The organism is Micromonospora sp. M61, assembly GCF_018070245.1.
In the GTDB taxonomy this organism is placed as follows: domain Bacteria; phylum Actinomycetota; class Actinomycetes; order Mycobacteriales; family Micromonosporaceae; genus Micromonospora; species Micromonospora zamorensis.
Genome location: NZ_JAGPYA010000045.1, coordinates 1 through 17,361, shown reverse-complemented (window position 1 = coordinate 17,361; position 17,361 = coordinate 1). Strand labels below are relative to the sequence as shown.

Below are 17,361 nucleotides of genomic sequence, written 5' to 3'. Positions count from 1 at the left end.
GCCAAGCAAGGCCCTGCCCGTGTCCGGTTCATCTCCAGTTCCCCGGACCACCCCACCCGATCGACCCGGATCAGCGCAGACAGGACCAGACATGGACGTGGTGACGACCGGCGAGCGCCGGACGCCGGGGACGGACTCGACAGCTGACGAGATCCCGACGGCCCCCGACAGCCGGGCCCGCCGGGTGCTCGCCAGCGCCCGGTACGCGCTGCCGGCGCTCGGCGCCTACGCCGCGGTCCGCGTTCTCGGAGGGCTGACCCTCTACCTCTGGGCCTCCCCCAGCCGCAGCACCGAAGGCCTGCTCACCAGAGCCGACGGCAACTGGTACCTCGCGATCGCGCAGCACGGCTACGACGGCTATCAGCGGCTGCAGAGCAACATGGCCTTCTTCCCGCTCTATCCCGGCCTGACCGCCGCTCTGGAGCCGCTCACCCCGCTCGACTTCCCCAAGACCGCGCTCGCGCTGGCCTGGATCGCGGCGCTCGCCGCCGCCTGGGGGCTGTTTGCCATCGGCAACCTGCTCCACGGTCGGCGGGTCGGGATCATGCTCGCGGTGCTCTGGGGACTGCTACCGCACAGCATCGTCCAGACGATGTCGTACAGCGAGGGTTTGTTCACCGCGCTGGCCGCCTGGACCCTGTACGCCCTGCTGCGCGAGCGCTGGCTCACCGCGGGCGCGCTCTGCCTCTTCGCGGGGTTGACCCGACCGACGGCATCGTCGCTGATCGCGGTGGTCGGGCTCGCCGCGCTCATCGCCGCCGTCCGCCGGCGGGACGGCTGGCGGCCCTGGGTCGCCATGGTGCTCGCGCCCGCTGGCTGGGTTGGCTACCTGGCCTGGGTCGGCGTGCAGACCGACAGGCCCGACGGCTGGTTCCACATCCAGGACGCCGGTTGGGGGACCAGCTTCGACTTCGGGGTCGACACCCTGCGGCGGGGCCGGTTGGTGCTCACCGAGGCGTCGGCCCTGGAGTTCTACACCGTCACGCTTGTCGCGGTGCTGGCGGTCACGCTCTTCGTGCTGAGCCTGATCGACCGGCAGCCGTGGCAATTGCTGCTCTACAGCGGCCTGCTGCTGGTCACCACGCTCGGTGCCGCGGGCTACTACCACTCCAAGGCACGTTTTCTGTTGCCGGCATTCCCGCTGCTGATCCCGGTGGCGGTGGCGTTCGCGAAGGCCGCACGGGCACGAGCGATCACCATACTGACCCTGCTGGCCCTCATGTCCGCTTACTTCGGCGGCTATCTGCTGATCGTCTGGCGCAGTTCGCCGTAGGCGGCGCGAGGGCGTCGGCGGCCCCGGCCCATGGGACGGCGTTATTGTGGTGTCCGCGCTCTGTCCGATGGTCGTCCGACCTCGTCGCCGCCCGGCCGGGCCACCTGACCCTTTCCACCCTGGCCACGACGCGGCCCTCTCCCACTCCCCAGGATCGGAATCGATGAACAACGGGCGAACTCTCTGGGACTCGTTGAAACTCCCCCGGCCGCGACGGTCCGGAACCCGACCGCACATGGTCTACCTCGCGATCGGCTTCCCGCCGGCGGCCAAGAGCTGCGCCTACCGCATGCGGGAGACGGCGAACCAGTTCGCCGCCGCGGGTTGGGACGTGACCGCGGTCACCATCGCGGACGAGGCCTGGGAGCGCGAGTACGGCCTCGACCACACCCTCTCCCAGGGGGTGGACCCCAGCGTCCGGGTGGTGAAGCTGCCGCTGTTCCGGGACGACCTGGAGACCGACATCCGCGCGTTCACCGAGCAGCGTTCCCTGGCTCACAAGGACTACCTTGCCGAGCTGCGCAAGCAGAACCTCAAGGTCTTCCCCGAGCCGGTCTTCGGCGGATGGCGTCCCGCGCTGGAGAAGGCCCTGCTCCAGATCCACCGGGAGCGGCACGTCGACCTGCTGGTGACCACCTGCGCCCCGTACGTCAACCTGGCGGCGACCTGGAAGCTGTGGGAGACCCACCGGGTGCCGTACGTGGTGGACTTCCGCGACGGCTGGTCCGTCGACGTGATCAACAACGGTGAGGCGTTCACCCGGGAGTCCGTCTCCGGGCAGTGGGAGATCAAGCTGCTCACCGACGCCGTGGCCATCTGGAACGTGAACGAGCCGATCTCTCGCTGGTACCGGGAGCGCTACCCCGAACTGGCGCACAAGATGCGAGTCGTGCGCAACGGCTACGACGCGGCCAGCATCCCGGCCCACGTGCGTCCCGCCCCGCCGGACCGGCCGCTGACCTTCGGCTACCTCGGCGCGCTGAACCTGCCCGTGCCACTGCTGAACGCCGTCCTCGAGGGCTGGCGGACGGCGCGCGCGGAGGATCCGGCCCTGGCCGACGCCCGCTTCGAGGTGCGGGGCCACATCGGCGCCGCGTGGGCGCGCGGTGACAACGCGCACGCCGAACTGCTCAGGGCCGCCGCCGTTGACGGCGTGCTGGTCGGCGGTTCGGTGCCCAAGGCCGAGGTGGTCGACCTCTACTCGCGCTGGGACGCGGTGGTGCTGATGGTGACCGGCGGCCGCTACATGACCTCCGGCAAGGTGTACGAGTACATGGCGACCGGCCTGCCGGTGGTCTCCGCCCACGAGGCCGACCACGACGCCTCCACTGTGCTCTCCACGTACCCGCTCTGGACCGGCGCGGTCGGGCTGGACCCGGCCGAGCTGGCGAGCGCCCTACGGCGGGCCGCCGCGATGGCCCGTACCGCCGACGTGGCGGAGCGGGAGAAGGCCCGCGCCGAGGCGCGGCAGTACGCCCGCGAGGAGCAGCTCATCCCCGCCGTCCGTGAGGTCACCGAGTTGGTGCTGGGCGCCGGCGGACCGTCCGCACCGCAGCCCTCTCCCGCCCGCGCACGCGTCCTGGCCCAAGAAGGTAGGTCATGATCGAGGTCCTGATGGTTATGGGCACCGTTCCCGGACGGGTGGCGGTCCTGACCGACGCGCTCGAGCAGTTCCGCGCCAAGGGCGTCACCGTGCGGGTGGCCACGACCTTTGACCCGGGGGAGAACATCCCGGCGGCCACCGAGCTGGCCGAGGTACACCTGCTGCCCACCTCGGCGGAGCTGGGCCCGCGGTTCGGCCGGATGGTCAAACGGGCGAACCCGGCCCGGCGCCCGTGGTTGCGCGCGCAGCGCGACCCGTGGGTCCGCCGGCACGCCAAGCGCGCCGACGTCCTGGTCGCTCTGGACGCGCAAGCCCTGCACACCGTCTGGCAGCTCGCCCAGCGTTATCGACGGGCCGACGCCGTCTACGGCATCGCCCCGGCATTGCGGGCCGTGGAAAAGCGGTCCGCCGACCCGGCGCGCTACCGCCGTCCCCGGCTCAACACCGCCGGCCCCGCCCCGGCGGTGCTGGCCAGCGCCACCCGCAGCCAGACCGTCGACCTGGCGAAGCGGGTGTTCGAGATGAGCACCGGGAAGAGGGCCATGAAGCTCGGCCCGGTGCGCTGGTTCTGGCAGGGGGCCGTCACGGCACCCGGTCTGCCGGAACGGCACCGGGGCAAGATCGCCCGGCGAGTCACCGGCAACATGCTCAAGTCCGGGCACGCCGCCAGCGCGAAGCGGCTGGCATTGGCGGCCCAGGGTCGCCTGAAGAGCCCGACGACCAGGGGGCAGCTCCTCGGCCCGATCGTCGACGCGGAGCTGAGCCAGGGCAAGGTGCCCGAGCACCTGATGACCGTGGTGCGAGGCCAGCTCAAGCTCGCGGACGCCTTCCTCAAAAAGCGGAACCCGGGCAAGGCAGCGCCGCACGTGCTGCGCGCCTTCAACCTGATGTTCCACCGGATCGTGCAATTCGACGGCACCACCTCGCCGCTGGCGGAGAATCCGGAGGAGTTCCTCGCGCCGCTGCACAACAGCGAGGCCGGCCGCGCGATGGCGACGCCCCGCGGCCGGCAGAGCCCGGCGGCGTTCCCGCCGGCCGGCCGGCCGCACCGGATGCTCTTCTTCACCGGGTTGAACGACAACTTCCTCGGGCCGATCCTCGAACGCTACGAGGCGATGCCCGGGGTTGAGGTCCGCCGGCTGAACCTGATGGAGGAGTCGATCCTCCCGGTGCTCAGCAATGGGCGCACGAACGTGGTGCACCACATGCTCGCCGGCAGCTCCAAGCGGGCCGGGGAGGTCCAGGAGGCGTGGGGTCCCCACCTCGACTGGGCGGACACGGTCTTTGTGGACTGGTGCAACCTGGGAGCCGCGATGCTGACAATGATCGACCCGGGCACGACCCGGGTCGTCGTCCGCCTGCACAGCTTCGAGGCGTTCAGCTGGTGGCCGCACCTGACCGACTGGTCCCGGGTGGACGACCTGGTCTTCGTCTCCGAGCACCTCCGCGACCTGGCGTTGGCCGCGGTGCCGCGGCTGGGCGCCCCGCAGGCGCCACGGACCCACATGATCAACAACGCGATGGAGTTGCACCGGTACGTAGCGCCCAAGGCCTCCGCCGACAGCCGGTTCACCCTCGGGCTGGTCGGCCTGAGTTCGCTGGCCAAGGACCCGCGCTGGGCCTTGGACGTGCTACGGGAGCTGCGTCGACGGGACGAGCGGTACCGCCTCAAGCTGATCGGCGACGCCCTCAACCCGGAGCTCAGCCCGGCGATCAAGGCGTACGTCCAGGAACTCGACGCCGAACTGGCTGAGCTGGAGTCGTCCGGCGCCGTCGTGCGATTCGGCCGCACCGACGACGTCCCCGGCGCGCTCACCGACGTCGGGGTCATCCTCAGCACCTCGCTGCGGGAGAGCTTCCACTGCGCGCTCGTCGAGGGCGCGGCCAGCGGCGCCGTGCCGGTGGTACGCGACTGGCCGTTCTTCGCCGGCCGCCCACACAGCGCCCGGACCCTCTTCCCCAGCGACTGGGTGGTCGGTACGCCGGAAGAGGCCGCCGAGCGGATCCTGGCCCTCACCGCGTCCGAGGAGGTCTGGCGCGAGGCGGGCAGGGCGGCGGCGGCGCACGTGCTGAGCACCTGGGACTGGTCGGTCACGCAGAAGGACTTCGACCGGCTGCTGCTGGAGCCGCCGGCCACGGCCGACTGACCGGCGGACCAGCAGTAAACGATTCGGCCGGCTGCCCTGGAGGGGAGCCGGCCGAATCGTCTGTCCGAGTCAGCGCGAGGTGCCCGCGAACTCCCGCTCGACCTCGGGCCGCCGGCCGGACGGAGGACGCGCCCCGCCGGTTTGGGGCGTGCCCAGCAGCGAGTTGTACAGCTCGTCGAGGATCCGGGCCTGGGCCTCCCACGTCCATGCCTCCAGCAGGCCGGGCTCGTCGTAGGCAGCTCGGTAACGCTTCGGGTCGGCGAGCACGGCCCGCACCGCCCGGGCGTAGTCGGTCAGGTCCTCCGCGGTGAACACCTCACCCTGACCGGTGGCCCGCGCGGTCTGCGCCATGGTCTTCACGTCACTGACCACGATGGGCAGGCGGGCATGCGCGTATTCCAGAAACTTCGTGATCAGCGCCAGCTCGTGGTTGGGCTTGTGGTGGATCGGGATGACCCCGGCGTCCGCGCCGGACAGGAACGGCACCACCTGCCAGTGCAACACGTACGGCAGCAGGTGCACGCGGTCCGCGACGCCTAGCTCGACGGCCCGTTCCCGCAACGCCTCGGAGAACTGGTTGTCGCCATTCGGGTTGATCGTCACGAACGCGACGTGCACGTCGGGCAGTTCCGGCAGTGCTTCCACCATGATCTGGCAGCCGCGGCTCGGATTCACGGCGCCCGAGTAGACGAGCAGCGGCGTCCCGTCGTCGACGCCGCACAGCGCCCGCAGGTCCGGCACGTCGCCGTCGGCCTCGGCCGGCGGGGCCATCGGCGCGTTGAGCACCACAGCCGGCCGCTCGGGCAGGGCATGGGTCTCCTGGAGCAGGTCGGCCAGGGTGTCGGAGACCGTCACCACCGCGTCCGGGTAGGCGGCGTACTCGGCCGTGTAGGCGATCTGGGCCGGCAGCCAGCGCGGGTTGTCGGCACGGCCGGTGATGCCACCGACGAACTCGTGTGCGTCCCAGACCAGCTTGGTGTCGCGGCCAGCGGCCCGCGCCCGCAGCTTCGCCCGCGCCCCGATGCCGAGCATCCGGAAGTCGTTGGCGTGGATGATGTCCGGCTTCAGCTCGTCGAGCGCGGTCCGGAAGGCCAGCTCGAAGTCCCACAGGCCCGGGTCCAGCCGACGCCAGGCGCGGTTGCCCAGCAGGCCCTGCCAGAACCGGACGGGCAGCCGGGTGAGCGGCGCCTCGGGGTCGGCCTGGAGCTTGCGCAGGCGACGGGTCTCCCCGCTGCGGAACCGCACCCATCGGGCCAGCGCCGTGGCGGCGGCGCGGGACGGCAGCTGGGCCGCCCGCCTCACCGGGCTGAGAAGCCCACCGTCGAGGGCCTGGACGCGGACCCGGCGCTCGTAGAGGTCGGCCTTCCAGGCCTTGATCTCCTGGACCCGGTAGGCGGCCGCGGTGGTCGACGCGTACGCCAGCGGCCGGCGCAGCGACCGGCGGTACTCCCGGGGCAGCCGGTGCAGCGGCTTGGGCACGCGCAGCAGCCGCACCTCCGCATCGCCGATCCGCCAGCTGTCCGCCTCGGAGCGTGCGTTGCGGATGCCGAGGAGGACGACCTCCCAGCCGGCGTCCGCCGCGGACCGCGCGGCCTTCTGCACCCGAGAGTCGCCGTGGACCCCGTTGTCGACCAGCATCACCACCCGTCGCCGGGTCGGTCGGGCATCGCTCTTCGGGCCAGCTTGCATCGGGTGCTTCTCCTCGTTGGGGTGGGGCACAGGTGGGGGCGGGTCACCGGAGGAAGGCATCGAAAACCTCGGCGGTCCGTCGCCCGTCGTGGTGGGCACGGACGTATCGCGCGCCCTCCGCGGCGAGGGCGACCGCGGCGGGCCGGTCGTCGAGCAACGATTCGATCGTCTTGACCAGGGTGCTGGGAGTGGCGTTGGCGATCGGCGGCGAGACGCCGGCCGCCCGGTGCGGCCCCTCGCTGACGTACGCCACCACGACCTTGCCGGCGGCCATCCCCTCGCAGGAAAAGGTGCCGTAACTGCCCATCACCAACTGGTCGACCACGATGTCGCAGTCCTGCACCAGGCGACGCATCTCGTTGTGCGGCAGACCCTCCACCAAGCGCAACTCGATGATCCGTCGCTCGTCCAGCTCCTGCAACCGCGGCAGGAGCCGGTCGGTGCCCTTGGTCCACCGCTTCGACGGCGCGTGCAGCACCACCGGCCGGGCGCGCTCCAGCACCGGGCGGTCGCAGGCCCAGCCGTCCACGTCGACGATCAGCGGCGCCCAGGTGGCGAACGGCACGTCGTCCAGCAGGTCGGGGGTGGTCACGAAGAACGGCAGGCCGCTCTCCTCTGCGGTGCGCCGGTTCCGCTCGGCCACCATGGTGAGCCGCTCGCGCAGTTCGGAGTCCGCGTCCCGGAACGCGGACTCGGCGTGCCGCTCCAGGTGCGCGCCCGGATGGCGGATCTCGCTGCCGTGCGCCAGCAACGCGACCTTGAGCCGGGCCCGGCTCAGCGCGGGCAGGTCTGCGGAGATGTCGTCGCCGTTGCCCCGGCCGAGCACCGGGCGGAACGCGTCCACGATCAGGTGCGTGTACCAGCCGAGCACCCGGAGGGCCTGCTCCGCCTGCACGTCGAGCCTGTGTTCGCCCGGGTAGTTCAGGTAGCGGTCGGCCGGGTAGCGATAGGTGGCCGGCGGCTTGGCCATCACCAGTTCGATGCCGACGTCCGCCCGCGCGGCGGTGATCGCCACCGCCAGGGCGGAGAGTTGCCCGGCGTAGTTGGCCGTGCCCAGCCCCAACCGGACGGGACCGGCGCCGAGCGCCCGCCAGGGACCCGGGGTGCCAGCCTCGATCGGCGCGACCGGCAGCTCGTCCGGTGCGGGCGGCGCGTCCCCGCGCTGCCAGGCCCGCTCCACCGCCTTCGCAAAGGAGGGCAGCGAACCGGGCGCGAAGAAGTCTCCAGCCCGGTGCCGGGCCAGGTGCTCGCGGGCCGCCCGGCTGTCCGCCGCGACGACGCGCAGCCCGGCGGCGAGGTAGGTGTCGAGCAGCGCGAGACCGGCGTCCGGCTCGAACCCGAACACGGCCACGTCCGCCGAGGCGAGGAACGCTGCGGTCATCGTGGTTGGGCGCGGCACCTCGTGGATCCGCCGCCGGGCCTTGCCGGCCCGGCGGATCAGGTCCTCGGTGGCCGCCCGCTCCGCCTCGCCGCGGACCAGCGCCAGGTGGAACTCGGGCAACCGGGCCATGGCGCGTACCACGCCGGCCAGCGCCCGGTCGCCTGCGACCCCGCCCGCGTGCACCAGCAGCGGCGTACCAGCGGGAAGCTCACAGAGCTCGCGTACCGAAGGGGTCTCCCAGGGCCGCGTGCCCACGGCGGCACGGCGGAGCGCGATACGCAAACGCCGCGGAACGCGCCGCCGCACCGCCGAGACCACCCGCCGAGCCGGCGCCGGGCTCATCGCAGTGCAGGCTCCGCGTCGCTGCCGCCGGGCACGACCGACAGGACCTTGCCGTCGGAGGCCGACTCCAGCAGCGCCGCCGCGACCTCCACCGTACGCAGACCCTGCCGCAGGGTGACGATGTCGCTCTCCTTGCCCTCGACCGCGTCACGGAACCGCTCGTGCTCGACGAGCAGTGGCTCCCGCTTCGGAATGGCGTAGCGGACCATGTCGCCCTCGGCCACGCCCCGGAACGCGCGCAGCGCCTCCCACTCCGTGTCGATGGCAGCGTTGGCGTAGAAGGTGAGGTCGGCGGTGAGCGTGTCGGCGACGAAGCAGCCCTTGTCACCGGTGATCACGGTGGACCGCTCCTTGAGCGGGCTCAGCCAGTTGACCAGGTGATTGACCATCGTGCCGTCGGCGAGTTGGCCGACAACGGCGACCATGTCCTCGTGCAGCCGGCCACTACGGGAGACCGTTCGAGCCGAGACCGATGCGTATTCCTGACCGGTCACCCACGCGGTGAGATCAATGTCGTGGGTGGCCAGGTCCATCACCACGCCGACGTCGGCGATCCGGTGCGGGAACGGGCCCTGGCGCCGGGTGACGACCTGGAAGACCTCGCCCAGCTCACCGGCCTCCAGCCGGATACGCAGGCTCTGCAGCGCCGGGTTGTAGCGCTCGATGTGACCGACGCCAGCGACCAGACCTGCGGACTCGAACGCCTCGACCAGCCGGGTGGCCGTCTCGACGGACTGGGCCAGCGGCTTCTCGATCAGCGCGCACACCCCGTTGGCTGCCAACTCCAGGCCGACCCGTTCGTGCAGCGCGGTCGGACAGGCGACCACCGCGTAGTCGATGCCCATCGCCAGCAGGTCACCGAGCTCCGGGACCACCGGGGCCCGCAGGGTGCCGGTGGTGTCGCCGGCCGGGTCGACGACGGCGACCAGTTCGACGCCGTCCAGGTTGGAGAGCACCCGGGCGTGATTGCGACCCATCGCACCGAGGCCGATCAGGCCGGCGCGCAGCTTGCCCCGCTCGTTCATCGGGCACCCCCGGCGAGGTTCGCACCCTCGGCGATCCGGTCGAGCTCGACCTGGGTCAGCGACGGGTGCACCGGCAGCGAGATCACCTCGGCGGCGGCCCGCTCGGTCTCCGGCAGCTCCCACGGGCCGGGCTTGCCGTCCTCGGTGAGGTAGGGCTTGAGCCGGTGGATCGGCGTCGGGTAATAGACGGCGTTGCCGATACCCAGCTCGGTCAGGCGCTGCTGGGTGGCGTCCCGGTCGCCCCGCACCCGCACCGTGTACTGGTGGTAGACGTGCCGGGCGCCGTCAGCCACCGGCGGGGTGACCAGGCTGGTGATGGTGGAGTCGAGGAACTTTGCGTTCGCGCGACGCTGCTCGGTCCACTCGCCGAGCTGGGTCAGCTGCACCCGACCGATGGCCGCCGCCACGTCGGTCATCCGCATGTTGGCGCCCACGATCTCGTTGGCGTAGCGCTGCTCCATGCCCTGGTTGCGCAGCAGCCGCAGGGTGCGGGCGAGCCCGGCATCCCCGGTGCTGATCATGCCGCCCTCCAGGGAGTGCATGTTCTTGGTGGGGTAGAAGCTGAAGCAGCCGGCGGTGCCGAAGGCGCCGACCGGGGTGCCGTGCAGGCCGGCCCCGTGTGCCTGGGCGGCATCCTCGACGACGGCGAGGTCGTGCCGCTCGGCGATCGCCATGATCCTGTCCATCGCGGCGGGGTGGCCGTAGAGGTGCACCGGCATGATCGCGACGGTGCGCGGGGTGATCGCCGCGGCGACCGCCTCCGGGTCGACGCAGAAGTTGCCCGCCTCGATGTCGACGAAGACCGGCTCAGCACCCACCAGCCGGACGGCGTTGGCGCTGGCCGCGAAGGAGAACGAGGGCACGATGACCTCGTCGCCGGGGCCGAACCCGAGCGCCATCAGGGTCAGCTGGAGCGCCGAGGTGCCGGAGTTGACGGCGACGCAGTGCCGACCGTCGACGAGCTCGCCAAACTCCTCCTCGAACGCCGCCACCTCCGGCCCCTGCACCACCTTTCCGCTGCGCAGCACCCGCACAGCCGCCTCGATCTCAGCTTCACCGATGATCGGACGTGCCGGTGGGATGAAGTCTGGGTTCTGCCCAGCCATGGGGGATCCTCCTGGGTCTAGACGGTGCAGGCGGGGGTTCGGATGGCGATACTAGCCCGTTGAAATCTGCGGCGACTCGTACGGGCGCAGGTTCACGCGCGGCCTGGTCGGGTGGGGGCTCGGTCACTGGGCCGGCATTCTGGGGGCCTGACTCTCCACCAAACCAGCACATGTTATCCGCAACGCGGCCACGATCGCGTTAGCCATGTTCGTCAACTCGGTGGTGTCCAGCGGCGAGCGGGAGATCGCGAGCCGCCAGTAGATCGGGCCGATGATCAGATCGATCGCCGCCGACGGGTCGGTGCTGGCCGGCAGCTCTCCCCGGTCGACCGCCTGGCCGATGACCATGTCCCCGATCCGGACCTGGTAGTCGCGCAGCGCCCGCTGGAGGGTCTCCGCGATCTGCGGGTTGCGCGCCGCCTCGGCCAGCAGGTCCGGAATGATCTGCGAGGCCAGCGGGTGGCCAAGGGCCCCCGAGGCGACCATGAGCAGCAGCTGGACGTCGCCCTGCAGGCTGCCGGTGTCGAGCAGCGGCAGCCTCTTGCCGGCGACCGCGCTCACCATGTCGAGCACCAGCTCCAGCTTCGAACGCCACCGCCGATAGATCGCCGTCTTGCTGACACCGGCCCGTCGGGCGACCGCCTCGACGGAGAACCGGCCGTAGCCGGTCTGCGCCAGTTCCTGCATGACGGCTCGGCGGATGGCCGTGGTGATGTCGTCGCGAAGAACGGCCGCACCGGCGGGAGCACGCCTCTTCTCGGTCGTCACGTGGGATAATGTAGCGCAACGACGCTACGGTTGCGTCCCGACGTGTTTTCCACTACCTTCCACGCAGCAGCGGAGCGGCCTCCCATACCGGCCACGCTAGATTTCATCGCCGCGAAGCATTCTCATTGCTCCCCATCAGCACGAAAGATCGGAGCGCCTCACCATGGCCAACACCGCGGTGGCCGACCTCGAATCCGGGCTGACCCGCGCCCAACTCGCGCAGCGGTACGGGCTGAAGGTCGCCGGGGAACCTCCGTCCCTGGGCGCGTACGCCCGCCAACTGTGGGCGTATCGACACTTCATGTCCGCATACTCGCGGGCGAAGGTCGCGTCGTCGTTCAGCAACACGCAACTCGGCCAACTGTGGCAGGTGCTGACCCCGCTCACCAACGCGGCGGTGTACTACCTGATCTTCGGCGTGATCGTGGCGCAGGACCGGCACGTGCCGAACTTCATCGCCTACCTCTGCACCGGCATCTTCATCTTCACGTTCACCCAGAGCGCGGCGCTGCAGGGCACCAGCGCGATCACGGGCAACCTCGGGTTGATTCGAGCGCTGCACTTCCCGCGCGCCGCCCTGCCGATCACTGTCACCCTGGTGCAGTTCCAGCAGCTGCTCATGTCGATGTTGGTGCTGGCCGCGATCGTGCTGGCCACCGGGGAGCCGATCACCTTCCGCTGGCTGCTGATCGCGCCAACGCTCCTACTCCAGTCGATCTTCAACATCGGGCTGACCATGATCATGGCCCGGATCGGCTCGAAGGTCACCGACCTGAAGCAGGTCATGCCGTTCGTGATGCGGGCCTGGCTCTACGGCTCCGGCGTGCTCTACAGCGTCACGCTCTTCGCGGAACGGCTTCCCGGCTGGGCGGCGACCGCGCTGGAGTCCAACCCGATCCTGGTCTACATCGAGCTGGCCCGGTATTCACTGCTCGAATCGGCGTACCCCGACCACATCGCGTCCTCACCGACTCGGCTGTGGCTCCTCGCCGCGGGCTGGGCAGTCGCCGTCGGCTTGGGCGGGTTCGTTTACTTCTGGCGCGGAGAGAAGGAGTACGGCCGTGGCTGAGCAGACCCTGCCGGCGGTGGACGCTGTGGTGGACACGGGGCGCGTGCCCACCGTCGTGGTGGACGACGTGCATGTGATCTACAAGATCCACAAGGGCGCCACCGGTACCACCAGTCCGGTCTCCGCCCTCAAGCGCATCGTGTCCCGCACGAACGCGCCGAACATCCGCGAGGTGCACGCGGTCAAGGGCGTGAGCTTCACCGCGTACCAGGGTGAGGCCATCGGGCTGATCGGCAGCAACGGCTCCGGCAAGTCGACCCTGCTGCGGGCCATCGCCGGGCTGCTCCCCCCGGCCCGGGGCGCGGTCTACACGCTCGGCCAGCCCTCGCTGCTCGGCGTGAACGCGGCCCTGCTCAACGACCTCTCCGGCGAGCGCAACGTGGTGCTCGGCTGCTTGGCCATGGGCATGCCTCCCGAGGAGGTGAAGCGGCTGGCTCCGGAGATCATCGAGTTCTCCGGGATCAACGAACGGGGCGACTTCGCCTCGTTGCCGATGCGCACCTACTCCTCCGGCATGGGCGCCCGGCTGCGCTTCGCCATCTCCTCGGCGAAGAAGCACGACGTGCTGCTCATCGACGAGGCGCTCGCCACCGGTGACCGCAAGTTCCGGGGCCGCAGCGAACAGCGGGTCCGCGAACTGCGCGACAGCGCCGGCACCGTCTTCCTGGTGAGCCACTCAATCGGCTCGATCCGGGACACCTGCGAGCGGACCATCTGGTTGGAGAGTGGCGTCCTGAAGATGGACGGCCCGACCGACGAGGTGTGCAACGCCTACGAAGGCAAGTAGACAGGTCGACGACCGCATCGGCCGGGCGCACGCTTGCCCGGTCGGTGCGGTCAGTCGTAGGCGCTAAGGTTTCCTGGGCGCCGACCACAGTTCATATCTCGTCATCGACGCACAAAACACCCTTTTGGTGGAAGCGAGGACCGGCAGAATGATCCAGGATCACAGCCCCGCACTGGGTGCCACGCCGGCGAGCCCGGCACTCTGGCGCCCCTCGCGGACAGTGGCCGTGATCCTCGCCGGGGGTACGGGGACGCGACTCGGGCTCGGCATCCCCAAGCAGCTGCTGAAGATCGCCGGCAAGCCGATCATCGAGCACACCCTGGCCATCTTCGAGGCCGCCCCGGAGATCGACGAGATCATCGTGCTGATGGCGACCGGGCACGTCCCCGACGCCCAGCAGATCGTCGACAAGGCCGGCTTCCGCAAGGTGACCAAGGTGATCGAGGGTGGCGACACCCGCAACGCCACCACCCGCATCGCGCTCGACGCGGTCGGCGAGGGCGACGTCAACATCCTCTTCCACGACGCGGTGCGGCCCCTGGTCAGCGGTCGGATCGTCCGCGAGTGCGTGAACGCGCTCTGGAGCTACTCCGCGGTCGACGTGGCCATCCCGTCGGCGGACACGATCATCCAGGTCGACGAGAACGACTGCATCACCGACATTCCGGTCCGCTCCGCGCTGCGCCGCGGCCAGACCCCCCAGGCGTTCCGCTCCCCCACCATCCGCGAGGCGTACCGGATCGCCGAGGGCGACCCGAACTTCGCCGCCACCGACGACTGCGGTGTGGTGCTGCGCTACCTGCCCGGCACGCCGATCAAGGTTATCGACGGTTCGGACGAGAACATCAAGGTCACCCACCCGGTCGACGTGCACCTGGCGGACAAGCTCTTCCAGCTCGCCGCGGCGCAGGCACCCCGGCTGACCGACCACCGCAGCTACAGCGAGGAGCTGATCGGCCGCACCATCGTCGTGTTCGGCGGCAGCTACGGCATCGGCCACGAGCTGACCGAGCTGGCCCGTCGCTACGGTGCCCAGGTCTTCCCGTTCAGCCGTTCCACAACCGGCACCCACGTGGAGCGGGCCGGGGACGTCGAGGCCGCGCTGAAGACCGCCTTCGAGGCCACCGGCCGGATCGACCACGTGGTGGTGACCGCCGGCATCCTGGAGAGGGGCGCCCTCGCCGAGATGGACGAGGAGACGATGGACCGGCTGCTCCAGGTCAACTTCGTCGGCCCGGTGACCATCGCCCGCCAGGCCCTTCCGTATCTGCAGCAGACCAAGGGCCAGCTGCTGCTCTACACGTCCAGCTCCTACACCCGGGGACGAGCCCGCTACGCGCTCTACTCGGCCACCAAGGCCGCCCTGGTCAACCTCACCCAGGCGCTCGCCGACGAATGGGCCGACGTCGGCGTACGCGTCAACTGCATCAACCCGGAGCGGACCGCCACCCCGATGCGGACGCGGGCCTTCGGCGAGGAGCCGGAGCACACCCTGCTCGCCCCGGAGGCCGTCGCCCAGTCGTCGCTGGACGTGCTGATCTCGGAGCTCACCGGGCAGGTCATCGACGTACGCCGGGCGCCGGGCGAAGCGACGCAGGCCGTGCCGGCCCAGACGCCGCGGCTGGCCGACGAGACCAATGTCGCCTCGGCGACCGTCGGCTGACGGCCGAGCACTGCTGACCGGGACGATGGTGAACGGAGCGACATGCGTGGTGACCTGGTCCGGAAACTGATCGCACGGTGCCTGAGCATCGGGCTGGCCGTGCTGGCCTTCCTGGTCGTGGCGCTGACCGGGGCGACCGGTTGGGGGCTGGCGCTGGCGGTGGCCGCCCTCGTCGCCACCGCCGCTGAGCGACGGATCCGCCGGGGCGCGGACACCGCCGCCGAGACGACACTGATCGCCGCCGCCGTCCTGGTCGGCTACGCCCGACGGCTGGACGGTGGGTTCGACCCCGCGCTGGCCGCCGCCGCGCTGGTGCTGCTCGGGCTGGTGCTGCTGGTGGGCCCCCTGCGGCACGCCGGCAACCTGGAGATCCGGGCGGCCAACCTGCCGGTGCGGTCCTGGACGGTGCCGGTCGCCACGCACCTCGGCGACGCGCTGCTCGGGCTTCTCGCCGTGGTGGCGCTGGCCGCCGCGGCGACCATGCCGGCCCTGGTCGCTCTCGCGGCGGCCCTGCTGGTCGGCGCCGGCGCCGGCGCGATCGCGCTGGATCTGGCCCGGCGCCGGTTCCGGCCACCGGCCGGCGGCGGGGCGGTGGGCCGGGCGCTGCGCCGGCATCAGCCGGAGTTCCTGCTCTACTTCTCCGCGCCTCCCGGCTCGGAGTACCAGGTCACCATGTGGCTGCCGTATCTGGAGCGGATCGGCCGGCCGTTCATGGTCGTGCTGAGGGAGCCGGAGTTCCTGGCCCCGATCGCCGCGGCCACCGATGCGCCAGTGGTCTACTGCCCCACCCTGAGGGCGATGGACGAGGTGCTGGTGCCGAGCCTCCGGGCGGCGTTCTACGTCAACCACGGTGCGAAGAACAGCCACTGCATCCGTTTCACCCAGCTCACCCACGTCCAGCTGCACCACGGCGACAGCGACAAGGCGCCGAGCGCCAACCCGGTGTCGGGGATCTTCGACCGGATCTTCGTGGCCGGCCCGGCGGCAATCGACCGGTACGCCCGGGCCGGGGTGCAGATCCCTGCGGAGAAGTTCGTGGTAGTGGGCCGCCCGCAGGTCGAGTCGATAAACGTACGCCCGGAGCCCCTGGCTGCCGAGGCACCCCGAACGGTGCTCTACACCCCGACCTGGACGGGACACCACGCGGACGCGGACTACTGCTCGCTGCCGGTGGCCGAACCGATGCTGCGCAAGCTGCTCGACCGGGGCGTAACGGTCATCCTGCGCGCCCACCCGTACACCACGCAGAACCCGGCATCGGCGCGGCAGCTGGGTCGGCTGACCGAGCTGCTCGCGGCGGACCGGGCGCGAACCGGTCGGCCGCACGTCTGGGGCGCCGCCGCCCGCGACCTGAGCCTGGTGGATTGCGTGAACCGCTCCGACGCGCTGATCTCCGACGTCTCCGGGGTGATCTCGGACTACCTCTACTCCGGCAAGCCCTTCGCGGTGACCGACATGGGCGACGAGGGTGACCGGTTCACCGAGCGGTTCCCGCTGGCCGGCGCGGGCTACGTGCTGCACCGGGACATGACGAACCTGGACGATGTGCTGGGCCGGCTGCTCGGCGCCGATCCGATGGCACCGGGGCGCTGGGCGACCCGGCGGCGCTACCTCGGTGACTTCCCGGCCGAGTCGTACGCCGACGCGTTCCTGGACGCCGCCAGGCGCGAGCTGGAGCCGGGCTGGAGCCCGCCGTCGCCCGGGCGGCCGGTCGAGCCGGACCGGGTGGCGGCCTCCCCCACCATCTGAGCCGCCGGGCCGCCGGGGCGGCCCGGCCTCGGTCACCCCCGGTGGTCCGGGGAGAGCAGCCTGGGCGGGCCGCCCGCTCGACCGCTTGGCCAGCTGGGGAACGGTTGGACGGGTACGGTCCGAAGCGTCAGCTGTCGCGTGCCCTAAAATCGCGGGGCCGGAGGTGCTCGATGCGCACCGCCAATCCAGGCCGGTCCGGGGTGTTCCGGGCGAACGTCGCCACGGACGAGAGGTGGAGCTAGTGGTGCACCAGCGGATCCTCATGCGGGCCAAGAAGGGCCCCTTCGACGTCTACGCGCCGGAGGAGACCTTCGAACGCAACTGGATCGGCGACAACAACGGGAACCTGGTCTTCAGCCACGCCGCCCACAAGCTGCTCCGCACAACGACGGCGCAGATCACCTCCACCGAGTTCAAGATCGACCTGCGCGACGCCGACAAGATCAACGAGCAGTACGACGTGTACGTCATCCCGCTCGCCAACGCCTTCCGGCGCAGCTACGCGCATCGCGTGGCGGCCATGACCAAGCTGATCGAGCGGCTCAAGATCCCGGTGGTGGTTCTCGGGGTGGGCGTGCAGACCAACGTCGCCGGCGACCGGGAATACCTGCGCCCGATCGACGACGTGGTGAGCCGCTTCGTCCGGGCCGTGCTGGAGCGCTCGCACAGCATCGGGGTTCGGGGCGAGATCACCGAGAGCTACCTGCGCACCCTGGGCTTCTCCGCTGTCGACGTGATCGGCTGCCCGTCGATGTTCCT

At 70.9% G+C, this 17,361-nt stretch carries 13 protein-coding genes; 8 read left to right on the top strand and 5 right to left on the bottom strand.

Translation table 11 applies throughout. The features are described 5' to 3' along the window. Positions 1-91 precede the first annotated feature (91 nt). The 3 genes from KBX34_RS23415 to KBX34_RS23405 all read left to right on the top strand — a co-directional run bounded on the left by KBX34_RS23415 (position 92) and on the right by KBX34_RS23405 (position 5,023). On the top strand, positions 92-1,273 hold the full coding sequence (locus KBX34_RS23415) for a hypothetical protein (protein WP_247667855.1): 1,182 nt from the start codon (positions 92-94) through the stop codon (positions 1,271-1,273). Positions 1,274-1,508: 235 nt separating this feature from the next. Next, positions 1,509-2,876: a glycosyltransferase gene (locus KBX34_RS23410; RefSeq protein ID WP_247672141.1), complete on the top strand. Its 1,368-nt coding sequence runs from the start codon at positions 1,509-1,511 to the stop codon at positions 2,874-2,876. Next, on the top strand, positions 2,873-5,023 hold the full coding sequence (locus tag KBX34_RS23405) for a glycosyltransferase (protein WP_247667853.1): 2,151 nt from the start codon (positions 2,873-2,875) through the stop codon (positions 5,021-5,023). The genes KBX34_RS23410 and KBX34_RS23405 overlap by 4 nt, the downstream gene beginning before the upstream one ends. A gap of 69 nt (positions 5,024-5,092) precedes the next feature. Here KBX34_RS23405 and KBX34_RS23400 read toward each other — a convergent pair whose 3' ends face one another. The 5 genes from KBX34_RS23400 to KBX34_RS23380 all read right to left on the bottom strand — a co-directional run bounded on the left by KBX34_RS23400 (position 5,093) and on the right by KBX34_RS23380 (position 11,334). Then, positions 5,093-6,712 (bottom strand): glycosyltransferase family 4 protein, encoded by a 1,620-nt coding sequence (locus KBX34_RS23400; protein ID WP_172861991.1) that lies wholly within the window; start codon positions 6,710-6,712, stop codon positions 5,093-5,095. A gap of 43 nt (positions 6,713-6,755) precedes the next feature. Next, the gene (locus tag KBX34_RS23395; protein WP_307871478.1) at positions 6,756-8,348 is read right to left on the bottom strand and encodes a glycosyl transferase family 1; all 1,593 of its coding nucleotides are present in this window, start codon (positions 8,346-8,348) and stop codon (positions 6,756-6,758) included. Between the two features lie 83 nt (positions 8,349-8,431). Then, complete coding sequence (locus KBX34_RS23390) at positions 8,432-9,460, bottom strand: Gfo/Idh/MocA family protein (protein WP_088947208.1); 1,029 nt, start codon at positions 9,458-9,460, stop codon at positions 8,432-8,434. After that, positions 9,457-10,566 (bottom strand): DegT/DnrJ/EryC1/StrS aminotransferase family protein, encoded by a 1,110-nt coding sequence (locus tag KBX34_RS23385; RefSeq protein ID WP_141908663.1) that lies wholly within the window; start codon positions 10,564-10,566, stop codon positions 9,457-9,459. The genes KBX34_RS23390 and KBX34_RS23385 overlap by 4 nt, the downstream gene beginning before the upstream one ends. Before the next feature lie 123 nt (positions 10,567-10,689). Further along, a complete protein-coding gene (locus tag KBX34_RS23380; protein ID WP_210926941.1) occupies positions 10,690-11,334 on the bottom strand; it encodes a TetR/AcrR family transcriptional regulator in 645 nt (214 codons plus the stop codon). 163 nt (positions 11,335-11,497) lie between these two features. Here KBX34_RS23380 and KBX34_RS23375 point away from each other — a divergent pair, with 163 nt between their 5' ends. From KBX34_RS23375 to KBX34_RS23355, 5 genes are all read left to right on the top strand, one after another. Continuing rightward, positions 11,498-12,403 carry an ABC transporter permease gene (locus KBX34_RS23375; protein WP_210793656.1) on the top strand — a complete coding sequence of 302 codons (906 nt, stop codon included), beginning with the start codon at positions 11,498-11,500 and terminating at the stop codon, positions 12,401-12,403. Further along, complete coding sequence (locus KBX34_RS23370) at positions 12,396-13,190, top strand: ABC transporter ATP-binding protein (protein WP_210793655.1); 795 nt, start codon at positions 12,396-12,398, stop codon at positions 13,188-13,190. Before KBX34_RS23375 ends, KBX34_RS23370 begins: the two co-directional genes overlap by 8 nt. A 148-nt stretch (positions 13,191-13,338) precedes the next feature. Beyond that, complete coding sequence (locus KBX34_RS23365; protein ID WP_210793654.1) at positions 13,339-14,853, top strand: bifunctional cytidylyltransferase/SDR family oxidoreductase; 1,515 nt, start codon at positions 13,339-13,341, stop codon at positions 14,851-14,853. A 42-nt stretch (positions 14,854-14,895) separates the two neighbouring features. Further along, positions 14,896-16,602 (top strand): CDP-glycerol glycerophosphotransferase family protein, encoded by a 1,707-nt coding sequence (locus tag KBX34_RS23360; protein ID WP_210926939.1) that lies wholly within the window; start codon positions 14,896-14,898, stop codon positions 16,600-16,602. 244 nt (positions 16,603-16,846) lie between these two features. After that, on the top strand, positions 16,847-17,361 hold a 515-nt coding region (locus tag KBX34_RS23355; protein ID WP_210926979.1), incomplete at its 3' end, for a polysaccharide pyruvyl transferase family protein.